At 73.1% G+C, this 18,179-nt stretch carries 27 protein-coding genes and 8 pseudogenes; 21 read left to right on the top strand and 14 right to left on the bottom strand.

Features of this window, described 5'->3' with window-relative positions; genetic code table 11:
• Positions 1-17: 17 nt before the first annotated feature.
• From G5V59_RS13885 to G5V59_RS13830, 12 genes and pseudogenes are all read left to right on the top strand, one after another.
• Positions 18-1,438 (top strand): annotated as a pseudogene (locus tag G5V59_RS13885) (magnesium chelatase).
• Positions 1,435-1,923, top strand: a complete 489-nt coding sequence (locus tag G5V59_RS13880) for a hypothetical protein (protein WP_278256851.1) — start codon at positions 1,435-1,437, stop codon at positions 1,921-1,923. The pseudogene G5V59_RS13885 and the gene G5V59_RS13880 overlap by 4 nt, the downstream one beginning before the upstream one ends.
• Entirely contained in the window at positions 1,920-2,159 is a 240-nt protein-coding gene (locus G5V59_RS13875; protein WP_278256850.1) for a hypothetical protein, read from the top strand. Before G5V59_RS13880 ends, G5V59_RS13875 begins: the two co-directional genes overlap by 4 nt.
• 98 nt (positions 2,160-2,257) lie before the next feature.
• Positions 2,258-2,419 carry a hypothetical protein gene (locus G5V59_RS13870; RefSeq protein WP_278256849.1) on the top strand — a complete coding sequence of 54 codons (162 nt, stop codon included), beginning with the start codon at positions 2,258-2,260 and terminating at the stop codon, positions 2,417-2,419.
• Between the two features lies 1 nt (position 2,420).
• Positions 2,421-2,702, top strand: coding sequence for a hypothetical protein (locus G5V59_RS13865; RefSeq protein WP_278256848.1), 282 nt, complete (start codon positions 2,421-2,423; stop codon positions 2,700-2,702).
• 138 nt (positions 2,703-2,840) lie between these two features.
• Positions 2,841-3,005: a hypothetical protein gene (locus G5V59_RS13860; RefSeq protein WP_278256847.1), complete on the top strand. Its 165-nt coding sequence runs from the start codon at positions 2,841-2,843 to the stop codon at positions 3,003-3,005.
• A 95-nt stretch (positions 3,006-3,100) separates the two neighbouring features.
• Positions 3,101-3,469 (top strand): hypothetical protein, encoded by a 369-nt coding sequence (locus tag G5V59_RS13855; RefSeq protein ID WP_278256846.1) that lies wholly within the window; start codon positions 3,101-3,103, stop codon positions 3,467-3,469.
• A 283-nt stretch (positions 3,470-3,752) separates the two neighbouring features.
• Positions 3,753-4,145 (top strand): hypothetical protein, encoded by a 393-nt coding sequence (locus tag G5V59_RS13850; RefSeq protein ID WP_278256845.1) that lies wholly within the window; start codon positions 3,753-3,755, stop codon positions 4,143-4,145.
• Positions 4,040-4,288, top strand: a complete 249-nt coding sequence (locus tag G5V59_RS13845) for a TSUP family transporter (RefSeq protein ID WP_278259841.1) — start codon at positions 4,040-4,042, stop codon at positions 4,286-4,288. Before G5V59_RS13850 ends, G5V59_RS13845 begins: the two co-directional genes overlap by 106 nt.
• 16 nt (positions 4,289-4,304) lie before the next feature.
• A complete protein-coding gene (locus G5V59_RS13840) occupies positions 4,305-4,682 on the top strand; it encodes a pyridoxamine 5'-phosphate oxidase (RefSeq protein ID WP_278256844.1) in 378 nt (125 codons plus the stop codon).
• Entirely contained in the window at positions 4,679-5,407 is a 729-nt protein-coding gene (locus G5V59_RS13835) for a VOC family protein (protein ID WP_278256843.1), read from the top strand. The genes G5V59_RS13840 and G5V59_RS13835 overlap by 4 nt, the downstream gene beginning before the upstream one ends.
• Positions 5,408-5,519: 112 nt before the next feature.
• The gene (locus G5V59_RS13830) at positions 5,520-5,894 is read left to right on the top strand and encodes a DUF664 domain-containing protein (RefSeq protein ID WP_278256842.1); all 375 of its coding nucleotides are present in this window, start codon (positions 5,520-5,522) and stop codon (positions 5,892-5,894) included.
• On the opposite strand, the gene G5V59_RS13825 is transcribed toward G5V59_RS13830, so the two are convergent.
• Genes G5V59_RS13825 through G5V59_RS13805 form a run of 5 tightly spaced genes read right to left on the bottom strand, consistent with a single transcriptional unit; the run spans position 5,891 to position 7,504 of the window.
• Positions 5,891-6,565 carry an AarF/UbiB family protein gene (locus G5V59_RS13825; RefSeq protein WP_278259840.1) on the bottom strand — a complete coding sequence of 225 codons (675 nt, stop codon included), beginning with the start codon at positions 6,563-6,565 and terminating at the stop codon, positions 5,891-5,893. The genes G5V59_RS13830 and G5V59_RS13825 overlap by 4 nt on opposite strands.
• Positions 6,523-6,930 (bottom strand): AarF/UbiB family protein, encoded by a 408-nt coding sequence (locus G5V59_RS13820; protein ID WP_278256841.1) that lies wholly within the window; start codon positions 6,928-6,930, stop codon positions 6,523-6,525. The genes G5V59_RS13825 and G5V59_RS13820 overlap by 43 nt, the downstream gene beginning before the upstream one ends.
• Positions 6,864-7,037: a hypothetical protein gene (locus tag G5V59_RS13815; RefSeq protein WP_278256840.1), complete on the bottom strand. Its 174-nt coding sequence runs from the start codon at positions 7,035-7,037 to the stop codon at positions 6,864-6,866. Before G5V59_RS13815 ends, G5V59_RS13820 begins: the two co-directional genes overlap by 67 nt.
• Positions 7,034-7,234 carry a hypothetical protein gene (locus G5V59_RS13810; RefSeq protein WP_278256839.1) on the bottom strand — a complete coding sequence of 67 codons (201 nt, stop codon included), beginning with the start codon at positions 7,232-7,234 and terminating at the stop codon, positions 7,034-7,036. Before G5V59_RS13810 ends, G5V59_RS13815 begins: the two co-directional genes overlap by 4 nt.
• Before the next feature lie 42 nt (positions 7,235-7,276).
• The gene (locus G5V59_RS13805) at positions 7,277-7,504 is read right to left on the bottom strand and encodes a YiaA/YiaB family inner membrane protein (RefSeq protein ID WP_278256838.1); all 228 of its coding nucleotides are present in this window, start codon (positions 7,502-7,504) and stop codon (positions 7,277-7,279) included.
• 120 nt (positions 7,505-7,624) lie between these two features.
• Here G5V59_RS13805 and G5V59_RS13800 point away from each other — a divergent pair, with 120 nt between their 5' ends.
• Positions 7,625-7,843 carry a hypothetical protein gene (locus G5V59_RS13800; RefSeq protein ID WP_278260299.1) on the top strand — a complete coding sequence of 73 codons (219 nt, stop codon included), beginning with the start codon at positions 7,625-7,627 and terminating at the stop codon, positions 7,841-7,843.
• A gap of 87 nt (positions 7,844-7,930) precedes the next feature.
• On the opposite strand, the gene G5V59_RS13795 is transcribed toward G5V59_RS13800, so the two are convergent.
• Positions 7,931-8,050: a peptide-methionine (S)-S-oxide reductase gene (locus G5V59_RS13795; RefSeq protein ID WP_278259839.1), complete on the bottom strand. Its 120-nt coding sequence runs from the start codon at positions 8,048-8,050 to the stop codon at positions 7,931-7,933.
• 101 nt (positions 8,051-8,151) lie between these two features.
• Positions 8,152-8,586, bottom strand: a pseudogene (gene msrA, locus G5V59_RS13790) (peptide-methionine (S)-S-oxide reductase MsrA); the annotation flags it as partial.
• Positions 8,587-8,636: 50 nt separating this feature from the next.
• On the opposite strand from msrA, the pseudogene G5V59_RS13785 reads away from it, so the two are divergent.
• The 4 genes and pseudogenes from G5V59_RS13785 to G5V59_RS13770 all read left to right on the top strand — a co-directional run bounded on the left by G5V59_RS13785 (position 8,637) and on the right by G5V59_RS13770 (position 11,275).
• Positions 8,637-9,809 (top strand): annotated as a pseudogene (locus G5V59_RS13785) (cystathionine gamma-synthase).
• 102 nt (positions 9,810-9,911) lie between these two features.
• Positions 9,912-10,592: pseudogene (locus tag G5V59_RS13780) on the top strand (AI-2E family transporter); the annotation flags it as partial.
• 70 nt (positions 10,593-10,662) lie between these two features.
• A pseudogene (locus tag G5V59_RS13775) lies at positions 10,663-10,863 on the top strand (AI-2E family transporter); the annotation flags it as partial.
• Between the two features lie 106 nt (positions 10,864-10,969).
• Positions 10,970-11,275, top strand: coding sequence for a hypothetical protein (locus tag G5V59_RS13770; protein WP_278256837.1), 306 nt, complete (start codon positions 10,970-10,972; stop codon positions 11,273-11,275).
• Here the strand turns inward: G5V59_RS13770 and greA are convergent.
• Positions 11,168-11,677, bottom strand: a pseudogene (greA, locus tag G5V59_RS13765) (transcription elongation factor GreA). The gene G5V59_RS13770 and the pseudogene greA sit on opposite strands and share 108 nt — an antisense overlap.
• A gap of 58 nt (positions 11,678-11,735) precedes the next feature.
• Complete coding sequence (locus tag G5V59_RS13760) at positions 11,736-12,146, bottom strand: DUF4307 domain-containing protein (RefSeq protein ID WP_278256836.1); 411 nt, start codon at positions 12,144-12,146, stop codon at positions 11,736-11,738.
• 41 nt (positions 12,147-12,187) lie between these two features.
• Between G5V59_RS13760 and mca the strand changes: the two are divergent.
• Positions 12,188-13,089: pseudogene (gene mca / locus G5V59_RS13755) on the top strand (mycothiol conjugate amidase Mca).
• Positions 13,090-13,114: 25 nt separating this feature from the next.
• Complete coding sequence (locus G5V59_RS13750; RefSeq protein WP_278256835.1) at positions 13,115-13,345, top strand: hypothetical protein; 231 nt, start codon at positions 13,115-13,117, stop codon at positions 13,343-13,345.
• Between the two features lie 158 nt (positions 13,346-13,503).
• Here the strand turns inward: G5V59_RS13750 and G5V59_RS13745 are convergent, their stop codons facing one another.
• The gene (locus tag G5V59_RS13745) at positions 13,504-14,100 is read right to left on the bottom strand and encodes a TetR/AcrR family transcriptional regulator (RefSeq protein WP_278256834.1); all 597 of its coding nucleotides are present in this window, start codon (positions 14,098-14,100) and stop codon (positions 13,504-13,506) included.
• 202 nt (positions 14,101-14,302) lie between these two features.
• Between G5V59_RS13745 and G5V59_RS13740 the strand changes: the two genes are divergently transcribed.
• Entirely contained in the window at positions 14,303-15,418 is a 1,116-nt protein-coding gene (locus G5V59_RS13740; protein ID WP_278256833.1) for an oxygenase MpaB family protein, read from the top strand.
• Here G5V59_RS13740 and G5V59_RS13735 read toward each other — a convergent pair.
• The 4 genes and pseudogenes from G5V59_RS13735 to G5V59_RS13725 form a co-directional block, all read right to left on the bottom strand.
• The gene (locus tag G5V59_RS13735; protein ID WP_278256832.1) at positions 15,373-16,407 is read right to left on the bottom strand and encodes a hypothetical protein; all 1,035 of its coding nucleotides are present in this window, start codon (positions 16,405-16,407) and stop codon (positions 15,373-15,375) included. The two genes, G5V59_RS13740 and G5V59_RS13735, sit on opposite strands and share 46 nt — an antisense overlap.
• Positions 16,404-16,550 (bottom strand): sigma factor-like helix-turn-helix DNA-binding protein, encoded by a 147-nt coding sequence (locus G5V59_RS36660; RefSeq protein WP_341350939.1) that lies wholly within the window; start codon positions 16,548-16,550, stop codon positions 16,404-16,406. The genes G5V59_RS13735 and G5V59_RS36660 overlap by 4 nt, the downstream gene beginning before the upstream one ends.
• Positions 16,551-16,725: 175 nt before the next feature.
• A pseudogene (locus G5V59_RS36655) lies at positions 16,726-16,932 on the bottom strand (sigma factor); the annotation flags it as partial.
• Positions 16,933-17,496: 564 nt separating this feature from the next.
• A complete protein-coding gene (locus G5V59_RS13725; protein ID WP_278256831.1) occupies positions 17,497-17,712 on the bottom strand; it encodes a hypothetical protein in 216 nt (71 codons plus the stop codon).
• A gap of 85 nt (positions 17,713-17,797) precedes the next feature.
• Between G5V59_RS13725 and G5V59_RS13720 the strand changes: the two genes are divergently transcribed.
• Positions 17,798-18,178: an MmcQ/YjbR family DNA-binding protein gene (locus G5V59_RS13720; RefSeq protein WP_278256830.1), complete on the top strand. Its 381-nt coding sequence runs from the start codon at positions 17,798-17,800 to the stop codon at positions 18,176-18,178.
• Position 18,179 lies beyond the last annotated feature (1 nt).

Raw genomic sequence — 18,179 nt, 5'->3', positions numbered from 1 at the left:
GTCCGCAGTAGCGTGAGATGGTGACCACTCCGGCTCCCGGCATCTCCACCCTCGGCGCCCTGCGTGCCTCCGGCCACCAGCAGAAGTCGCTGCGTGCCGAGCCTGCGCGCCAACCTCCTCGACAAGGCTCGCCCGTGGCGAGGATCCCTGGCCCGGCCTCCACGGGCTGCAGGACACCGTGATCCCGCAGGCTGGAGCGGGCCATCATCGCCGGCCACGACCTGGTCCTGCTCGGCGAGCGCGGCCAGGGCAAGACCCGGCTGCTGCGCTCGCTGGCCGGCCTGCTCGACGAGTGGACGCCGGTCATCTCCGGCTCCGAGCTCGGCGAGCACCCCTACGAGCCGATCACCGTGACCTCGAAGGCCGCCGCCGCGTCGTACGGCGAGGGGCTGCGGGTCTCCTGGCGCCACCGCGACGAGCGGTACGCCGAGAAGCTCGCCACCCCGGACACCTCGGTCGCGGACCTGATCGGCGACGTGGACCCGATGAAGGTCGCCGAGGGCCGCTCGCTGGGCGACCCGGAGACCATCCACTTCGGGCTGATCCCGCGCTCGCACCGGGGGATCGTGGCCATCAACGAGCCTGCCCGACCTCGCCGAGCGGATCCAGGTCGCGATGCTCAACGTGATGGAGGAGCGCGACATCCAGATCCGCGGGTACGTCCTGCGGCTCCCGCTCGACGTGTTCGTCGTCGCCTCGGCCAATCCCGAGGACTACACCAACCGCGGGCGCATCATCACCCCGCTCAAGGACCGCTTCGGCGCGGAGATCCGCACCCACTACCCCCGTGCGCTGGACGCCGAGATCGCCGTCGTGCGCCAGGAGGCGGACCTGCTCGAGGGGCAGGTCGACGTCCCGGACTTCCTGGTCGAGATCCTGGCCCGGTTCACCCGCAACCTGCGCGAGTCCAGCGCCGTCGACCAGCGCTCGGGCGTCTCCGCGCGGTTCGCGATCGCGGGTGCCGAGACGATCGCCGCGGCGGCGCTGCGGCGGGCGACCATCGCGGGCGAGGACCGTGCGGTGGCGCGCGTCGTGGACCTGGAGACCGCGGTCGACGTGCTCGGCGGGAAGATCGAGTTCGAGTCCGGTGAGGAGGGCCGCGAGGCCGAGATCCTCACCCACCTGCTGCGCACCGCGACCGCCGAGACCGTCCGCGAGCGCTTCCGCGGGCTCGACTTCGCGCTGCTGGTGGAGGTGGTCGAGGACGGCGCCACGATCACGACCGGCGCCGCGGTGACCGCGCGCGACGTCCTGGCCGGGCTGCCGGTGCTCGGCGAGTCCGACCTCTACGACCAGGTCTGCGAGCGGGTCTTCGGCCCCGGTGGCGGCGCCTCGGACGGCGAGCGGGCGGCCGCGATCGAGCCTGGCCCTCGAGGGCCTGTTCCTCGCCCGCCGGATCGGCAAGGACAGCGACGGGTCCGAGACGGTCTACGGATGAGCCGCTACCGCCGGTACGACGGCGGCGACCCGCTCGCCCCGCCCGTCGACATCGCCGAGGCGCTGGACGCCATCGGCGAGGACGTGATGGCCGGCTACAGCCCCGAGCGGGCGATGCGGGAGTTCCTGCGCCGCGGCGGGCAGGACCAGGCCGGCCTGGACGACCTCGCCCGCCGGGTCGCCGAACGGCGCCGCGAGCCTGCTCCAGCAGCACAACCTCGACGGCACGCTCAACGAGGTCCGCGAGTACGCTGGAGAAGGCCGTGCTGGAGGAGCGCAAGCAGGCTGGCTCGCGACGCGATGATGGACGACGGCGACCGGGCCTTCCGCGAGATGCGGATGGAGAACCTGCCCGGCTCGCCGGCCGCGGCGGTCACCGAGCCTCGGCGACTACGACTGGCAGTCGAGCGAGGCCCGGGAGGCGTTCGAGCAGATCAAGGACCTGCTCGGCCGCGAGTCTGCTGGACCAGCGCTTCGCAGGCATGAAGCAGGCCCTGGAGAACGCCACCGACGAGGACCGGCAGGCCATCAACGAGATGCTCTCCGACCTCAACGACCTGCTGGAGAAGCACGCGCGCGGCGCGGACACCCCCGAGGACTTCGCGGAGTTCATGGCCAAGCACGGCCAGCACTTCCCCGAGAACCCGCAGGACATCGACGAGCCTGCTCGACGCGCTCGCCCAGCGCTCGGCGGCCGCGCAGCGGATGCTCGAACTCGATGAGCCCCGAGCAGCGCGCCGAGGCTGATGGAGGCTCTCTGCGCAGGCCTTCGGCTCACCGGCGCTGATGGACCAGGCTGGCCCGGCTCGACCAGAACCTGATGGGCCTGCGTCCCGGAGAGGACTGGGGTGGGTCCGAGCAGTTCGGTGGGGGCGAGGGACTCGGTCTCGGCGACGGCACCGGCGTCCTGCAGGACCTCGCCGACCTCGACGCCCTGGCCGACCAGGCTCGCCCAGTCGTACGGCGGAGCGCGGCTCGATGACGTGGACTTGGACAAGGCTCGCCAAGCGGACTCGGCAACGAGGCCGCCGTCGACGCCCGCACCCTGCAGGAGCCTGGAGAAGGCGCTGCGCGAGTCCGGGGCGATGGAGCGCGGCTTCGACGGCGAGCTCCGGCTCACGCCGAAGGCCATGCGCCAGGCTCGGCAAGGCGCTGCTGCGCGACGTCGCCGAGAAGATGTCGGGCCGGCAGGGCCAGCGCGACCTGCGCCAGGCCGGTGCGGCCGGCGACCTGTCCGGGGCGACCCGGGCCTGGGAGTTCGGTGACACCGAGCCCTGGGACCTCCCGCGGACGATCCTCAACGGCGTGCTGCGGCGGGCGGGCGACCCCGAGGGCCGGCTGCTCGCGATCGACGACGTCGAGGTCGCCGAGACCGAGGCGCGCACCCAGGCGGCCGTGGCGCTGTGCGTGGACACGTCGTTCTCGATGGCGATGGACGGGCGCTGGGTGCCGATGAAGCAGACCGCGCTGGCGCTGCACACCCTGATCGGCCAGCGCTTCCGCGGCGACAGCCTGGAGCCGATCGGCTTCGGCCGCCACGCCCAGACGATGCGGATCGAGGAGCCTGACGGCCCTCGACGCGCGCTGGGCCAAGGGCACGAACCTGCACCACGCGCTGCTGCTGGCCAACCGCCACTTCCGCAAGCACCCCAACGCCCAGCCGGTGCTGCTGATCGTCACCGACGGCGAGCCGACCTCGCACCTGGAGTCCAGCGGCGACGTCTTCTTCTCCTACCCGCCGCACCCGGCGACCATCGCGCTCGCCGTCCGCGAGACTCGACAACGCCCGCCGGATCGGTGCGCACACCACCTTCTTCCGCCTCGGCGAGGACCCGGGGCTGGCGCAGTTCATCGACGCGATGGCGCGCCGGGTCGACGGCTCCGTGGTGGCGCCCGAGGCCGGGGACCTGGGCGCCGCGGTCGTCGGCTCCTACCTCGGCTCGCGCCGCGGCGGCCGCTCCGGTGGCCCGGGCTCCTACGGCGACTTCTTCGGCTCCCGGGGATTCTGGGTGGGCTGAGCGGCCCGGAGTAGGCGCCGCAGGCCGACGCACGCGAGAATCGCGGGCGATGTCCGATCTCGGTGCCGACGTGCTCGCCCTGCTGGCGCTGGCCGCGGTGACGGCCGGCTTCGTCGACGCGGTCGTCGGCGGGGGCGGCCTGGTCCAGCTTGCCCGCGCTCCTGCTCGGCCTCCCCGGCGCCTCGCCGGTGCAGGTGCTGGCGACCAACAAGATCGCCGCGGTCTGCGGGACGGCGGCCAGGCTCCGCGACGTACTACCGCCGGATCCGCCCCGATCCGCGCACCTTCGTCCCGCTCATGGCGCTCGCCCTCGCCGGCGCCTTCACCGGTGCGCTCGCCGCTTCCCGGATCCCGCGGGAGGCCTTCGAGCCGATCGTGCTGGTGGCCCTCGTCCTCGTCGGCGGGTACGTCGTGCTGCGCCCCCGGCTCGGCGAGGGCACCGAGCCTGCGCTTCTCCGGGCGCCGTCACCTGGCCGCAGCGATGGCCGTCGGCTTCGTGATCGGCCTCTACGACGGCGTCCTCGGCCCCGGCACCGGCAGGCTTCTTCGTCTTCGCGCTGGTCGGCCTGCTCGGCTACGACTTCCTGCAGGCCAGCGCCAAGGCCCGGCTGGCGAACCTGGCGACCAACCTCGGTGCGCTGCTGCTGTTCGTCCCCAGCGGCGCGGTGCTCTGGGACGTCGGGCTGCTGATGGGCGCCTGCAACCTGCTCGGCGGCTACCTCGGCGCCCGCACCGCGGTGGCCCGGGGCGCCCGCTTCGTGCGGGTGTTCTTCATCCTCGTGGTGAGCGCCTTCGTCGTACGGATCGGTGGTGGTGTGCTCGGGCTGTGGTGAGCCGTAGGCTCGGCGGGTGAGCATCCCCGTCGACCCCGCCGACCTCCGCACGGCCCTGGCCGGCTTCGGCAGCGGCTACCTCCTCAGCACGGCCTCGACCCGGGTCAAGGTGGTCACCGTCGACCCGGCCGTCGACGACGCCGGCCGGCTCCGCGTCGCCGGGCCCGGCCGCGGCACGTTGGCCAACCTGGCCGCCAACGCTGAGGTCACCGTCGTCTTCCCGCCCGCCGAGCGGCACGGTCACACCCTGCTCGTCGACGGCACCGGTGCGGTCGAGGGTGAGGATGTCGTCGTCACCGCCACCGCCGCCGTGCTGCACCGGCCGGCCGCGCACGCCGACGGCCCGCTGCCCGACGACGGGTGCGGTCACGACTGCGCGCCGGTGGGCGAATGAGTCCGTTCTGGGTCTCGGCGTTCCTCGACAGCGCCCCCGAGCACCACCAGGAGGGCGTGGGCTTCTGGCAGGCCGCGACCGGGTACGCCGTCTCGGCGCCCCGCGGCGACGGTGCCGAGTTCGCGACCCTGGTGCCGCCCGACGGCGACGACTTCCTGCGCGTGCAGCGACTGCGCCAGGGCCCGGACCGGGTGCACCTCGACCTGCACGTCACCGATCCCCGCGCGGCGGCCGACGCGGCCGTGGTGGCCGGGGCGGTGGAGCTCGTGGACCGCGGGTACGTCGTGCTCGCCTCGCCCGGCGGCCTGGTGTTCTGCTTCGTGGACCACCCGGCGACGCACCGTCCCGCCGCGACGACCCATGCCGACGGGTCGGCGTCAAGGGTGCGCCAGGTCGCGATCGACGTCCCCCGGGCGGCGTACGACGTGGAGTGGAGGTTCTGGGCGGCGCTCACCGGCTGGGAGCACCGCGTGTCGACGATCTCCGAGGCGTTCCGCGTCTTCGACGCGCCGGAGGGCCAGCCGCTGGGCCTGCTGCTCCAGCGCCTCGGCGAGGACGACGGCCCGGTGCGGGCGCACCTCGACTGGGGCACCACGGACCGCGCGGCGGAGACCGAGCGACACCTCGCGCTGGGCGCGCGGGTGCTCGCCGTGCACTCCCACTGGACGGTGCTCAGCGACCCGGTCGGCCGCACCTACTGCCTCACCGACGGAGACCCCCGATGACCGAGTCTGAGCGACCTGCGCGCCTTCCTCGATGCCCAGCGCACCACCCTGCGGCGCCAGGTCGCCGGGCTCGACGCCGCCCAGGCTCACCCAGCGGCTCGCGCCGTCGACGATGACCCTCGGCGGGATGCTCAAGCACCTGGCCTACGTCGAGGACTTCTGGCTGCACGTGATCCTGCTCGACCAGCCGCCCACCCCGCCGTTCGAGGCCGTCGACTGGGCGCGGAACCGCGACTGGGACTGGGACAGTGCCGCCGAGGACGGCCCGGGGAGCCTGCACGCCCTCTTCGAGGGCGCCGTGGCCCGCTCCGACGCGGCGCTGGACGCGGTGGACGACCCGGAGGCGCGGGCCGCGCGCGGGCGGCGTCGTACCTCCGAGCCGCCGACGGTGCGCTGGCTGCTGCTGCACATGCTCGAGGAGTACGCCCGGCACTGCGGGCACGCCGACCTCATCCGCGAGAGCATCGACGGCACGACCGGTCTCTAGGCAGGGGTGAAGCCGGGCAGGAACTCCTGCAGCAGTGCCCGGAACGGCGCTTCGGCCTCGAGCCTGGCTGAGCACGCCGACGCCACCGAGCCAGGTGCGGTGGATGAGGACGTACGACGGCGGCAGGTTGAGCCTTGATGCTCACCGTGTACGCCGGGTCCTTCGGGTTGTTGATCCGCTGGAACTGCTCGCGCATCCACACCCGGCTGAACCGGAAGCGCTCGACCAGCGTGGGATCGACGAACGGCGAGAGGTAGTCCATGAGCAGGCTGCGGCTCGATCCGGATCCGGTCCTTGAGGAAGCCCTCCTCGCGCAGGCCCTCGATCAGCGCGTCGCCGTCGCCCGCCGCGCACAGCGTGATCAGCCGGCCCATCGGCTCGGGCAGCCCGCGCTGCGGCAGGCGCGCCACGGCGCCGTAGTCGAGGACGCCGATCCGCCCCGGGCTGCCGTCGTCGTTCGGGATCACCCGGAAGTTCCCCGGGTGCGGGTCCGCGTGCAGCAGGCCGGTGCGCGCCGGCCCGGAGAACAGGAAGCGGGTGAAGATCTCGCCGTAGTGGTCGCGCTCGGCCTGGGTGCCATTGGCGATGATCGTCGCCAGCGAGCCCGCGGAGTCCAGCCACTCGGTGATCAGCACCCGGGGGCCGACCGCGACCACGTCCGGGACGTCGATGGCCGGGTCGTCACGGAAGGCCGCCGCGAACTCCCGCTGCGCCTCCGCCTCGAGCCTGGTAGTCCAGGCTCCTCCTTGGCGCGGGCCTGGACCTCCTCGACCAGCGGCTTCATGTCGACACCGGGGATGAGCGGGCCGATCGCGCGGGCCGCCCGGGCCAGGGTGCGGAGGTCGGCCATCAGCGCGTCGCCCGCGTTGGGGTACTGCACCTTGACGGCGACCCGGCGGCCGTCGTGCCAGCGGCCCTCGTGCACCTGACCGATCGACGCGGCGGCCGTGGGGGCTCCGTCGAGCCAGGTCAACCGGTCCTTCCAGTCCGCGCCGAGGTCCGTGGCGAGGATGTCGCGCACGGTCTGGGTGGGCATCGGGGGAGCGGAGTCCTGCAGGCTTGGTGAGCCTGCTCGCGGTACGGCGCCGCCATCTCCTCCGGCAGTGCCGACTCCAGCACCGAGAGCGCCCGGCCGAACTTCATCGCCCCGCCCTTGAGACTCCCCGAGGGTGCGGAAGAGGCTGCTCGGCGGTGCGCTGCTGGATCTCGCTCATCACCGCCTCGGCGGGCGCACCGCCCAGGCGCTTGCCGAACCCGACAGCGGTCCGTCCGGCGTACCCGAGCGGGAGCGCCGCGAGCCGCGCGGTGCGCGCGGCCGCCTTGCGGGGGAGGTCAGCCATGGGTCCATTGTCGCGGCGACCGCAAGCGGGCGGGGCCCGGCGTCACCGGTAGGCCTCGACGCGCACCTCGCCGGCCCGCTGCTCCTGCTGGTCGCGCACGCACTTGGCGAGGGCGAAGGAGGAGTTCACGAGGAAGAGCGCGCCTAGGCAGAGGAAGGCGCGGATCCACCCGTCGACCGGGAGGAAGTAGATGCCGCCGACCATGAAGATCATCGCGGCGGCGAAGGAGATCGCGGACTGGAGGTAGAAGGCGTAGGTCGTCTTGGTCATGCCGAGAAGGCTGGCCTGCGCGGCGGCCCGGGGTCGTGAGTCGGGCTACTCAACCGCCCCTGCAGCCCGGCACTCGAGGAGAGCCCGTCTCGCCCCGGGGGCGCTGGGTAACACCCGTCCATGACCGACCAGAACCGCATCGAAGCGATCCAGGCCGTCGTCGACCGCGTCAGGCTCGTGGCAGGACGGCGCGACCGAGGGCACCGTGGCCGAGGAGGCTCCGCAAGGGCGCCGACGAGGTCGGGGTCGACCTGTCCCAGGACGACCTCCGCAAGGCTCGCCGACGCCATCGAGGACGAGCACGGCGCCGTCGACGCCCAGGCGGTGCTCGGCGCCTGACCCGGGCGCGCGACGCAACTACCGAATTCGTCGTCCGAACGGTGATCCGGCGACAAATTCGGTAGTTGCGACGCGCACCCGGAGGTCTCAGTCCGTTGCGGGGAAGGGCACGCCGGTGTTGGCGTGGCAGCGGTACCCGTGCGGGTTCTTGTGCAGGTACTGCTGGTGGTGCGGCTCGGCGTAGTAGTACGCACCCGCCGGCTCGATCTCGGTGGTGATCGGGCCGAGGCCGCGCCGGTCCAGGCTCCTCGCCGTAGACCTTCGTCAGGCTCCCGGGCGGTGGTCTCCTGCTCGGGGGAGTGGAAGTAGATCGCGGAGCGGTACTGCGTCCCGATGTCGTTGCCCTGGCGCATGCCCTGGGTCGGGTCGTGGACCTCGAAGAACTGCTTGACGAGGTCGGCGTACGACACCTTCGCGGGGTCGAAGACGATCCGCACGGCCTCGGTGTGCCCGGTGCGCCCGCTGCACACCTCCTCGTACGTCGGGTGCGGGGTCGTGCCGCCGGCGTAGCCGACCGAGGTGGACCACACCCCCGGCACCTGCCAGTAGATCTCCTCGGCGCCCCAGAAGCAGCCGAGACCGAACTCGGCGACCTCGAGGCCGTCGGGGACCTCGTCGGTGACGAGGGGGGTGTGCAGCACCTCGTGCTCCGCGGGGAGCGGGAACGCGGGGGTGGCGCGGCCGGGCAGCGCCTCGGCGGGGTCGACCAGAACCGGTCTTGCGACGGGAGAACATGGCTCCATTGTCTCCCCGCGGGCAAGGCCGGCACGTCGGCGGTGAGTAGGCTCGACGGGTGAGCGACAACCACCTCGACGCAGCAGGGTTCGAGACCCGCGCCATCCACGCCGGCTACCGACCCGACCCCACGACCGGTGCGGTGATCCCGCCCATCTACGCGACCTCGACGTATGCCCAGGACGGCGTCGGCGGGCTCCGCAACGGCTACGAGTACAGCCGTTCGGCGAACCCGACCCGCACCGCGCTGGAGTCCACGCTCGCCGCGCTGGAGGGTGCGGCGCACGGCTTCGCGTTCGCCTCCGGGCTCGCGGCCGAGGACACCTTGATCCGCGCACTGTGCCGGCCGGGTGACCACGTGGTGCTGCCCAACGACGCCTACGGCGGCACCTTCCGCCTCTTCGACAAGGTCGCCACCAACTGGGGCCTGCAGCACAGCCCGGCGCCGGTGACCGACCCGGACGCCGTCCGCGCGGCCATCCGGCCCGGTGAGACCAAGGCTGGTGTGGCTGGAGACGCCCACCAACCCGCTGCTCTCGATCGGTGACATCGAGGCGCTGGCCGCGGTGGCGCACGACGCCGGCGCGCGGCTGGTCGTCGACAACACGTTCGCCTCGTCGTACCTCCAGCAGCCGTTGGCGCTCGGCGCCGACATCGTCGTGCACTCCACGACCAAGTACGCCGGGGGGCACTCCGACGTCGTCGGCGGCGCGCTCGTCGTGGACGACGCCGAGTCTGGCCGAGACGATCACCTTCCACCAGAACTCCATCGGCGGCGTGGCCGGCCCGTTCGACTCCTGGCTGGTGCTGCGCGGGCTCAAGACGCTCGCGCTGCGCATGGAGCGGCACAGCGACAACGCCGAGCGGATCGCGGAGTTCCTCGGCAGCCACCCCGCCGTGAGCCAGGTGATCTACCCCGGTCTCGCCGACCACCCGGGGCACGCGGTGGCCGCGCGCCAGATGAAGCGGTACGGCGGCATGGTCTCCTTCCGCGTCAAGGGCGGCGAGGCGCAGGCGCTCGCCATCTGCGGCGCGACCGAGGTCTTCACCCTGGGTGAGTCGCTGGGCGGCGTGGAGTCGCTCATCGAGCACCCGGGCCGGATGACCCACGCCAGCGTCGCCGGCACGGACCTGGAGGTCCCCGCGGACCTGGTCCGGCTCAGCGTCGGCATCGAGACCTCCGAGGACCAGGCTCGCCGATCTCGACCGCGCCCTGTCGGTCACCGGCTGATTCCCGGCTAGGGTCGGGCAGGTGAGCAGCGACGGCCCCACCGAGCCCGACCCGACCGAGCCCCGCCCGCCCCGGGACGGCGAAGAGGCCGAGCCGGAGGCGATGCAGGACCCGCCCGCCGGTCCGGACACCGACGAGCGCGAGGAGCGGCTGTTCCGCCGTTTCGCGCACCAGTGGTCGCAGCTGCGCGAGGAGCGGCGGCACGAGGCCATCCCGACGTTCAGCACCGGGCCCTCGAACTTCCGGCGCGCGGAGGTCCCCTTCGGGCTGGACCTCGCCGCGGGCTGGGCATGGCGGCTGCTGCTGATCGCGGCGGCGGGCTACCTGCTGCTGTGGCTGATCGGGTACTTCGCCGTGGTCACGGTGCCGATCGCCGTTGCGCTGCTGATCAGCGCGCTGGCGGCGCCGTTCGTGAACTTCCTGACCAGGATCGGCGTACCACGGGGGATCTCGGCGCTGCTGGTCGTGATCCTCGGGTTCGTCGTCGTCGGCGCCCTGCTCACCTTCGCCGGCAACCAGGTCGCCAGCGGCGCCCAGGACCTCGCCGACTCCGCGGTCAAGGGCCTGCAGGAGATCCGCAACTGGCTCAAGACCGGGCCGCTGCACGCGAGCGACTCCCAGATCGACCACTGGATCAAGCAGGCCCAGGACACCATCCAGTCCCGCTCGCAGGGCGGCGAGGTGGTGACCCAGGTGACCGAGGTGGGCGCTGCCCTCGGGCACGTCGTCGCGGGCTTCTTCATCGCGCTCTTCTCGACGTACTTCTTCCTCGCCGACGGCGGCCGGATCTGGTCCTGGCTGGTCCGGCTCGCCCCCCGCGCGGCCCGCGCGCGGGTCGACAGACTCGGGCCGGGTGGCCTGGATCTCGCTCGTGCAGTTCGTCCGCGCGACCGTGCTCGTGGCGCTGGTCGACGCGGCCGGGATCGCCATCGGCGCGGCGGTCCTCGACGTGCCCTTCGTCCTCGCGATCGGCGTGCTGGTCTTCCTCGGCGCCTTCGTGCCGATGATCGGTGCGACCATCGCCGGCAGCGTGGCGATCCTGGTGGCGCTGGTGGACCAGGGCCCGTGGACCGCCGTGCTCATGCTCGCCGTGGTGATCGGCGTGCAGCAGGCTGGAGGGGCACATCCTGCAGCCGTTCCTGCTCGGGCGCTGGGTCTCGGTGCACCCGCTCGGCGTGATCCTGGCGATCGCCTGCGGTGTGCTGGTCGCGGGCGTGGCGGGCGCGCTGGTCGCCGTACCGGTGGCGGCGGCGGCGAACGCCGTCGTGCTGCACCTGGCCGAGCCTGGCCGAGATGCCGGAGGAGGAAGCAGAACCGCCGGCCTCCCCGGGGGAGACCGGCGGCTCGGAAGCGGAACCTCAGCCGGTGTAGGGCTTGGCGTCCAAGATGGTCACCGTCTGGGACTTGCCGTTGACCTCGTAGGAGACGGTCTCGCCCTTGCTGCGGCCGTTGATGGCCTGGCCTAGCGGCGACTGCGGGGAGTAGACGGTCAGGCCCTCGGACTCGATCTCGCGGGCGCCGAGCAGGAAGGCTCTCCGCCTCGTCGTCGTCATCGCCCTCGAACTTGTAGGTGACGACCATGCCCGGCTCGACGACGCCGTCGTCGGGCGGGGTCTCGCCGATCTCCGCGCGGCGGAGCATGTCCTCGAGCTGGAGGATCCGGGCCTCGTTCTTGCCCTGCTCCTCGCGCGCGGCGTGGTAGCCGCCGTTCTCCTTCAGGTCGCCCTCGTCGCGCGCCGCACTGATCTCCGCCACGATCTCTGCGCGGCGGGGGCCCTTGAGGTGGTCCAGGCTCCGCCTTGAGACTTGTCGTAGGCGTCCTGGGTCAGCCAGACGGTGTTGCCGCTGGTCTGCTCGGTCTGAGACATGAAAGAAGAACTCCTGAGTTTGCTGGTCGCGTACCCGTAGGTACATGAACGGAGCAGTTTAGCGGTAGCGCGGCTGACCGGGCGCTTTGCAGCCGAGCCACTCCACCGTCGTCGCCCGGCGCTCGGTGCGGACCTCGATGTCGTAGACCTCGCTCTTGCCGGGCTTGGGGACGTACGTCGTCTCGCCCACCACGGCCTTGTCGTGCGAGATCGCGCGCAGCGAGCAGGTCGGGTCCTCGATGTCGTCGTCCATCTGGATCCGGACCTGGATGGTCGCGGTGTGGTCGTCGACGACCTCGTGGCCGATCTCCTCCGAGGAGATCTCCGGGTTGGAGTGGAACAGGATCGCCCAGGCCAGCCAGGCAAGGAAGGCGACCACGACGGTGCCTGCCAGCGCGAGGAGCCCGGCGCGCCGGAGGCGGGACGGGGCGCCGTACCGCACGGCCAGGGAATCGTCGGTCCTGCTCACCGGTTCATGGTCCCACGATGGCTTTTTCTACGATGGGCGGCATGCCCTCCTCGCACGCGCCCCTGGTCGACCGCACCGGGCTGCGGTTGATGCACGTCCACGCCCACCCCGACGACGAGTCGAGCAAGGGTGCCGCCTCCACCGCACGGTACGTCGCCGAGGGCGCCGACGTGCGCGTGGTGACCTGCACGGGTGGTGAGCGGGGCTCGATCCTGAACCCGAAGATGGACCGCCCGGAGATCCTCGAGAACATCACCGAGGTCCGCCGCCAGGAGATGGAGCGGGCCCGCGACATCCTCGGGATCTCCCAGTCCTGGCTGGGCTTCGTGGACTCCGGGTGGCCCGACGGCGACCCGAAGCCCCCGCTGCCCGAGGGCTGCTTCGGCCTGGTCCCGCTGGAGGAGGCGACCGAGCGGCTGGTGCGCCTGGTCCGGGAGTTCCGCCCCCACGTCATGACGACGTACGACGAGCGCGGCGGCTACCCCCACCCCGACCACATCCGCTGCCACGAGGTGAGCGTCGCGGCCTTCGAGGCGGCCGGCGACCCGGAGCGCTTCCCCGACGCGGGGGAGCCGTGGCAGCCGCTCAAGGCTCTACTACCACCACTCCTTCAACCGGCCCCGGATGGAGGCGCTGCACGAGGCAATGCTGGCGCACGGCCTGGAGTCGCCGTGGGAGGAGCGGCTGCGGGAGTGGAAGCCGGAGCCGGAGTGGGACGCCCGGATCACCACGCGGGTGCCCTGCGCGGACTGGTTCGGCGTCCGCGACCAGGCGCTGCTCGCCCACGCGACGCAGATCGACCCCGACGGCTTCTGGTTCGCGGTGCCGCGCGAGCCTGCAGGAGCGGGTCTGGCCGACCGAGGACTTCGAGACCGTGACGAGCCACGTCGACTCCCCGGTGCCCGAGGACGACCTGTTCGCCGGGGTCACCCCGGACGCCTGACGCGGCGGCCTGCGACACTGGAGCCATGCACGCCTTCGCCGTCTCCGTCGTCAACGCTCTCGTCCTCGCCGAGGACAAGAAGCCGGAGGACAACGACGTCGTCGCCGGGTGGACGGCGTTCTGGATCTTCATCGGCCTCATCGTCGCGGTCGTGGTGATCGGCTTCGCGCTGACCCGCAGCCTGCGCACCGCCCAGCGGGCCAAGGACGAGGGCGTCTACGGCGACGAGCCGGCGCCCGCCGACAAGCCCGAGTAGACTCCCGCTCCCCGGTCGAGTGGGGGCTTTCCGCCCACGAGTGGGCATCTTCCGCCGCGGGCCTGGTGGATGGCGACCGGTGGAGAAGTGCCGACTCACGGGTGGGAACCCCCAACTCGCGGGTGGAAACCCCCAACTCGCGGGTGGAAACCCCCAAGTCACGCCGAGAGGTAGCCGCCCACCAGCGCGACCATCTCGTCGAGCAGGCTGGTCCCGGCTGACGGCGGGCGGCTGGTCGAGGACCCAGCGCAGGGCCAGGTTCTCCACCGCCAGCACGACGACCCAGGCCGCGACCGCGGGCGAGGGCCGGCTGCTGGCGTCGGGCCGGGCGGCGAGCAGCATCGTGGCGAGACTCGCGGACCCGGCGCTCCAGGTCGGCCCGGCGGTCCCGGTTGCGGCCGATCGGCAGGCTCCTCGGCGACCACGCGCAGCACGACCGGATCGGCCTCCAGGGCGCTGACGAGAGCGTCGGCGGTGTCGCGGACCATCGCCGGGCCGAGATCGCCGATCCGGTCGCTCAACGAGGCGGCGACGTTCTCGGCGACCTCGCTCCAGTAGCGGTCGATGACGACGTCGAGGATCGCGGCCTTGTCGGGGAAGTACTGGTAGAGCGAGCCCGGGCTCACCCCGGCGGCGGCCGCGACGCGGTTGGTGGAGAAGGCGTCGTAGCCGGAGGCGACGAGGACCTCGCGGCCGGCGGTGACGATCCGCTCGACCATGTCACGCGAGCGCGCCTGCTGGGGTGACTTGCGCACCACGGTCCTCCGGATCGCGAGTTGAAAGCGAGCGAAGACTCGCGTCACGATCATGACATGACCGCAGACCTCGCCACCACCCCCGGTACGCCGCCCCGGCCGGCGTACCCACGCCGCTTCCGGGCCGGCGCCGACCGCAATCGGCGGATGGGCCGCCCGCTCAAGGTGGTCGGCCGGGTCAAGGGCGTGGACGAGGAGCCTGATGGACCGGATCGGGCGGGCGATGCACGAGCGCGACGAGCCGGCGCGCGCCTCGCGGACGCGATCCGGTTGCGAGCAGGTGCGCCCGGCAAGGTCGAGATGGGCCAGTTCCGGCAGGCGCTCGCCCACGGCATCGCCTCCGTCCCGGACGCCCCGCCAGCCCTGGCGGACTTCTTCGCCGAGGTCGAGGCGGAGCCCGCCTGGCTGGACCGGGGCCGGCTGGAGGAGGGCGCCCGGGTGTTCCGCCGGCTCGGGCAGAACGCCCAGGACGTGCTGCTCCAGGCTCTCCCTCGTCGGTGGCTACCGCTTCGGCGGCCCGACCGACCTGCTCGTCGCCACCGGTGGGCTGACCGGCGGGCAGACCCGGCGCCGGCTCGCCGAGACCCAGAAGTGGGGCGCCGCGCTCACCGACCCCGGCTCGCTCGTGCCGGTCACCGGCGAGGGCTGGCGGCTCACCGTGCACGTCCGGCTGATGCACGCCCTCGTCAACGCCGCCTTCGAGGACCGTTGGGACACCGAGCAGTGGGGGCTGCCGATCAACCAGGCCGACCAGGCCTCCACCCTCGGGCTCTTCGACGGCGTGCTGATCATCGGCTCCCGGGCGCTCGGCGTACCGATCAGCGGGCGCGAGTCGCGCGACCTCATGCACCTGTGGCGCTACGTCGGCCGGGTGATGGGCGTGCACGAGGACTTCCTCGTCGACGACGAGTGGAAGCGCCACCACATCGACTACCACGTGCTGCTGGCGCAGGGCCCGCTCACCGAGGCCGGTCCCCAGGCTCGCGCAGGCGGTCGTCGCGGCCCAGGCGGAGCGGCACTACCCGGGCTGGCCGGCACCGCTGCAAGGCCTCCGGGCGCGCTACGAGCGCGAGCGGCTGCTCTCCATGCTCACCGTCTTCCTCGGTCCCGAGAGCATGCGCGAGCTCGGCCTGCCGATGCGCCCGCCGTGGGCGCACGCCTACCTGGTCGCGCTCAACTCCTGGCGCTACCGCGTGCTGCGCCGCCTGCCCGGCGGGGACGAGCGGCTCGAGCGCTGGGGCGCCCGGCGGGCGCAGTGGCTGCTGGACGAAGCTACTTCCAGGGCGAGCGCGAGGACGTCGGTGTGCTCAACGGGTGACGCCGAGCTCGGTGAGCGTCGTCGGCAGGGTCGCCTCCTGGCCGAACCCGGTCCAGGTGAGATGGCCGCACCCGCTGTCGTTCAGGGTGAGCACGTCCGCCTCGTCGGTCACCACGGTGAGGTACTGCGGGCGCGGTGAGCACTCGCCGTCGTCGCCCCGCGAGGCCCTCGGGTGCCGCCAGGCCCGGTCCAGGGCCGCGACCTGGGCCTTGCTGAGCGGCGTGCCGTTGCCGTTGGGGCCGCAGCGCAGGGCATCGACGACGTGGCCACGCCCGGGCTCCGCCGGGGTGGGGACCCGGTACGTCTCGTCGCAGTCGAGACGCGCCGTGCTCGGTGCGGGGGCGCCGAGCACGGCGCGCTGGGCCCGCAGGCCGCGCAGGTAGGCGCCCACGAGCGCGGCCCCGTCGACCTCGTGGCCGGCCACCTCGACCGGCCCGCAGGCGACGGCGCGGACGAGCCGGGTGCGTCCGTCGTCGTACTGGAGGCTGGAGGGCGCGACCGGAGTCGACCGGGTGGAGGCCGCCGCAGGCAGCAGGGGAGGGGCCGTCGAGGGTGGCGACCCGGTCGCGGAAGTCGTCGAGCCCGCTCACCAGGGCATCCATCGACGCGACGATCCGGCGCGCGGCCTCGACGCCCCCGGGGAGGTCGGCGACGGGCAGATCGGGGCACACCCGCACGCTGACCAGCCCGTCGAGGCTGTCGACGACCTCGGGCTCGTCCGCGCCCGTCGTGGAGGCCGGCAGGGGCACGGGGCAGGCCGGCGCGCTGTAGGGGTCGGGCACGATGCGGTCGGCGACGTGGTCGTCGTGGTCGCGGGTGGTCACCGTCCCGAGTGCCGCGCCGGTGACGAGCACCGCTGCCGCGACGCCCCCGGTCAGGACGCGCCTGCGGCGGCGGGCGCGGCGCGCGGCGGCGACGACGGTGCCGGGGTCGAGGGCCACCACGTCGTCAGGGACGGCCTGCCACAGCAGGTCGTGGAGCCTGGTCACTCATCGCGGTCCTCCAGGAGTCCTGAGGTGCGCAGCGCGCGGAGGGCGCGCGCGGTCTGGCTCTTGACGGTGCCGACGCTCACGCCGAGGGTCGCGGCGGCCCGGGCCTCGGTGAGGTCGTCGAAGTAGCGCAGCACGATCACGGCGCGCTGCCCGCGCGGGAGACCGGCGAGGGCGGCGAGGACGTCGCGTCGTACGTCGGGGTCGGGGGGCTCGACGGCCCGGTCGGGCAGGTCCGCGGTGGGGAGACTCGCCGTTCCAGCGCCGTCGCCACCAGTCGGTGTAGGTCGTGACCATGGCGCGGCGGACGTAGGCGTCCACGGCCGCGGGGTCCTTGATCCGGTGCCAGCGGCGCCGAATCTTCATGAGCGCGGTCTGGACGAGGTCCTCGGCGCGGTGGCGGTCGCCGGTCAGCAGCCACGCGCTGCGCCAGAGCGCGGGGCTCCGCGCGGCGACGTACTCCTCGAACGCGGGCGCGCCTGTCGTCCCCTCCACGCTCCCGAGCACGGGGCCAGCCTCGCGCATGCACCCACCTCCCGGAGGAACGACGGGGTGGTGGCGCCGTACGGTTGTCGCTACCCGGCGACTTCCTCGGCGACGGGCAGCCCGGTGTCGCGCACGAGGTAGACCCAGGGAAAGGCGCGGCAGCCCAGGCTGCCACCCCTCGCGGGTGTGCCGGGCCAGCGAGCCGGTCCACACGACCCGCTTGTGCTCCCACTGGGTGGGGGTGCGGACCACCCGGTGGCGCAGCAGGCCGGCGCCGACCGTGTGCCAGCCCAGCCGGCCCGCGCGAGCCAGGCTCGTCCATCTCGTCGAAGGCGGTCACCGGCCCGAGCCAGCGCTCCTCGGTGTCGCCGGGCTCCTCGCCGTCGTCCTTGCCGAAGCGCTGCTGGGCGGCCTGGCGGGTCAGGCCGAGCACCTCGCCGATGGCCTGCCAGGAGTGTCCGCCCGCGCGGGCCGCCGCGACCGAGCGGTGGAGCAGCGTGCCGGCGACCCGGTCCGCCTCGGCGGCCCGGCGGACGAGGGCGAGCTGGTCCTCGGGGTCGGCGCCCGCCAGGATGGCGCGGCCGATCGCCTCGTCGAGGTCGCTCACCGCTCGTCCTCGTCGCGGCTGGGCAGCCACAGGCCGTCCTTGCCGCGCGCGCCCTTCTTGGCGCGGCCGACGAGCACGACCGCGCCGATCAGCACGAGGACGACGCCGACGGCCTGGACGATGATCCGGGCGGTGGTGGGCAGGGCGGACGCGACGGCGACAGTGAGGCAGAGGCCGACGGCGAGGACGAGTGCGCTCTTCTGGGCTTCCATGTGTCAATCCTGCGTTGACGTCCACCAGATGTCAAGAAAGAGTTGACGGCCGGCGGCTGTCGGTGCGATGTGCGAGATTCCTCCCGTGGCCCGCACGACCCGACCCGACGTCCCCGGGGAGTACGTCGCCCGCCTCCGCGCGCTCTTCGGCAGGCTCCCGGAGTGCCGGGAGGAGGATGCCTGGGTCGGCGTGCGGTGGCGGGTCGCCGGCACGACCGCGACGGTCGCGCACGTCTTCGGCGGCGAGGACCAGGCTGTTCCGCATCATCTTCCGGGCCGAGCCGGACGAGGTGATGGCCTTCCAGCACCTCGGTCCGCCGTACTTCCGGGCGGAGTGGGGCGGCAACGTCGTCGGCCTGCTCCTCGACGACGACACCGACTGGGAGGAGACTCGGCGAGCCTGCTCACCGACTCCTTCTGCCTGCAGGCTCCGCAGCGGCTGGTGGACCGCGTCGATCGGCCCTAGG

This window comes from Nocardioides convexus, from assembly GCF_011090295.1.
Note: the sequence above shows the minus strand (reverse complement) of the source record. Positions and strands in the feature narration are given on the sequence as shown.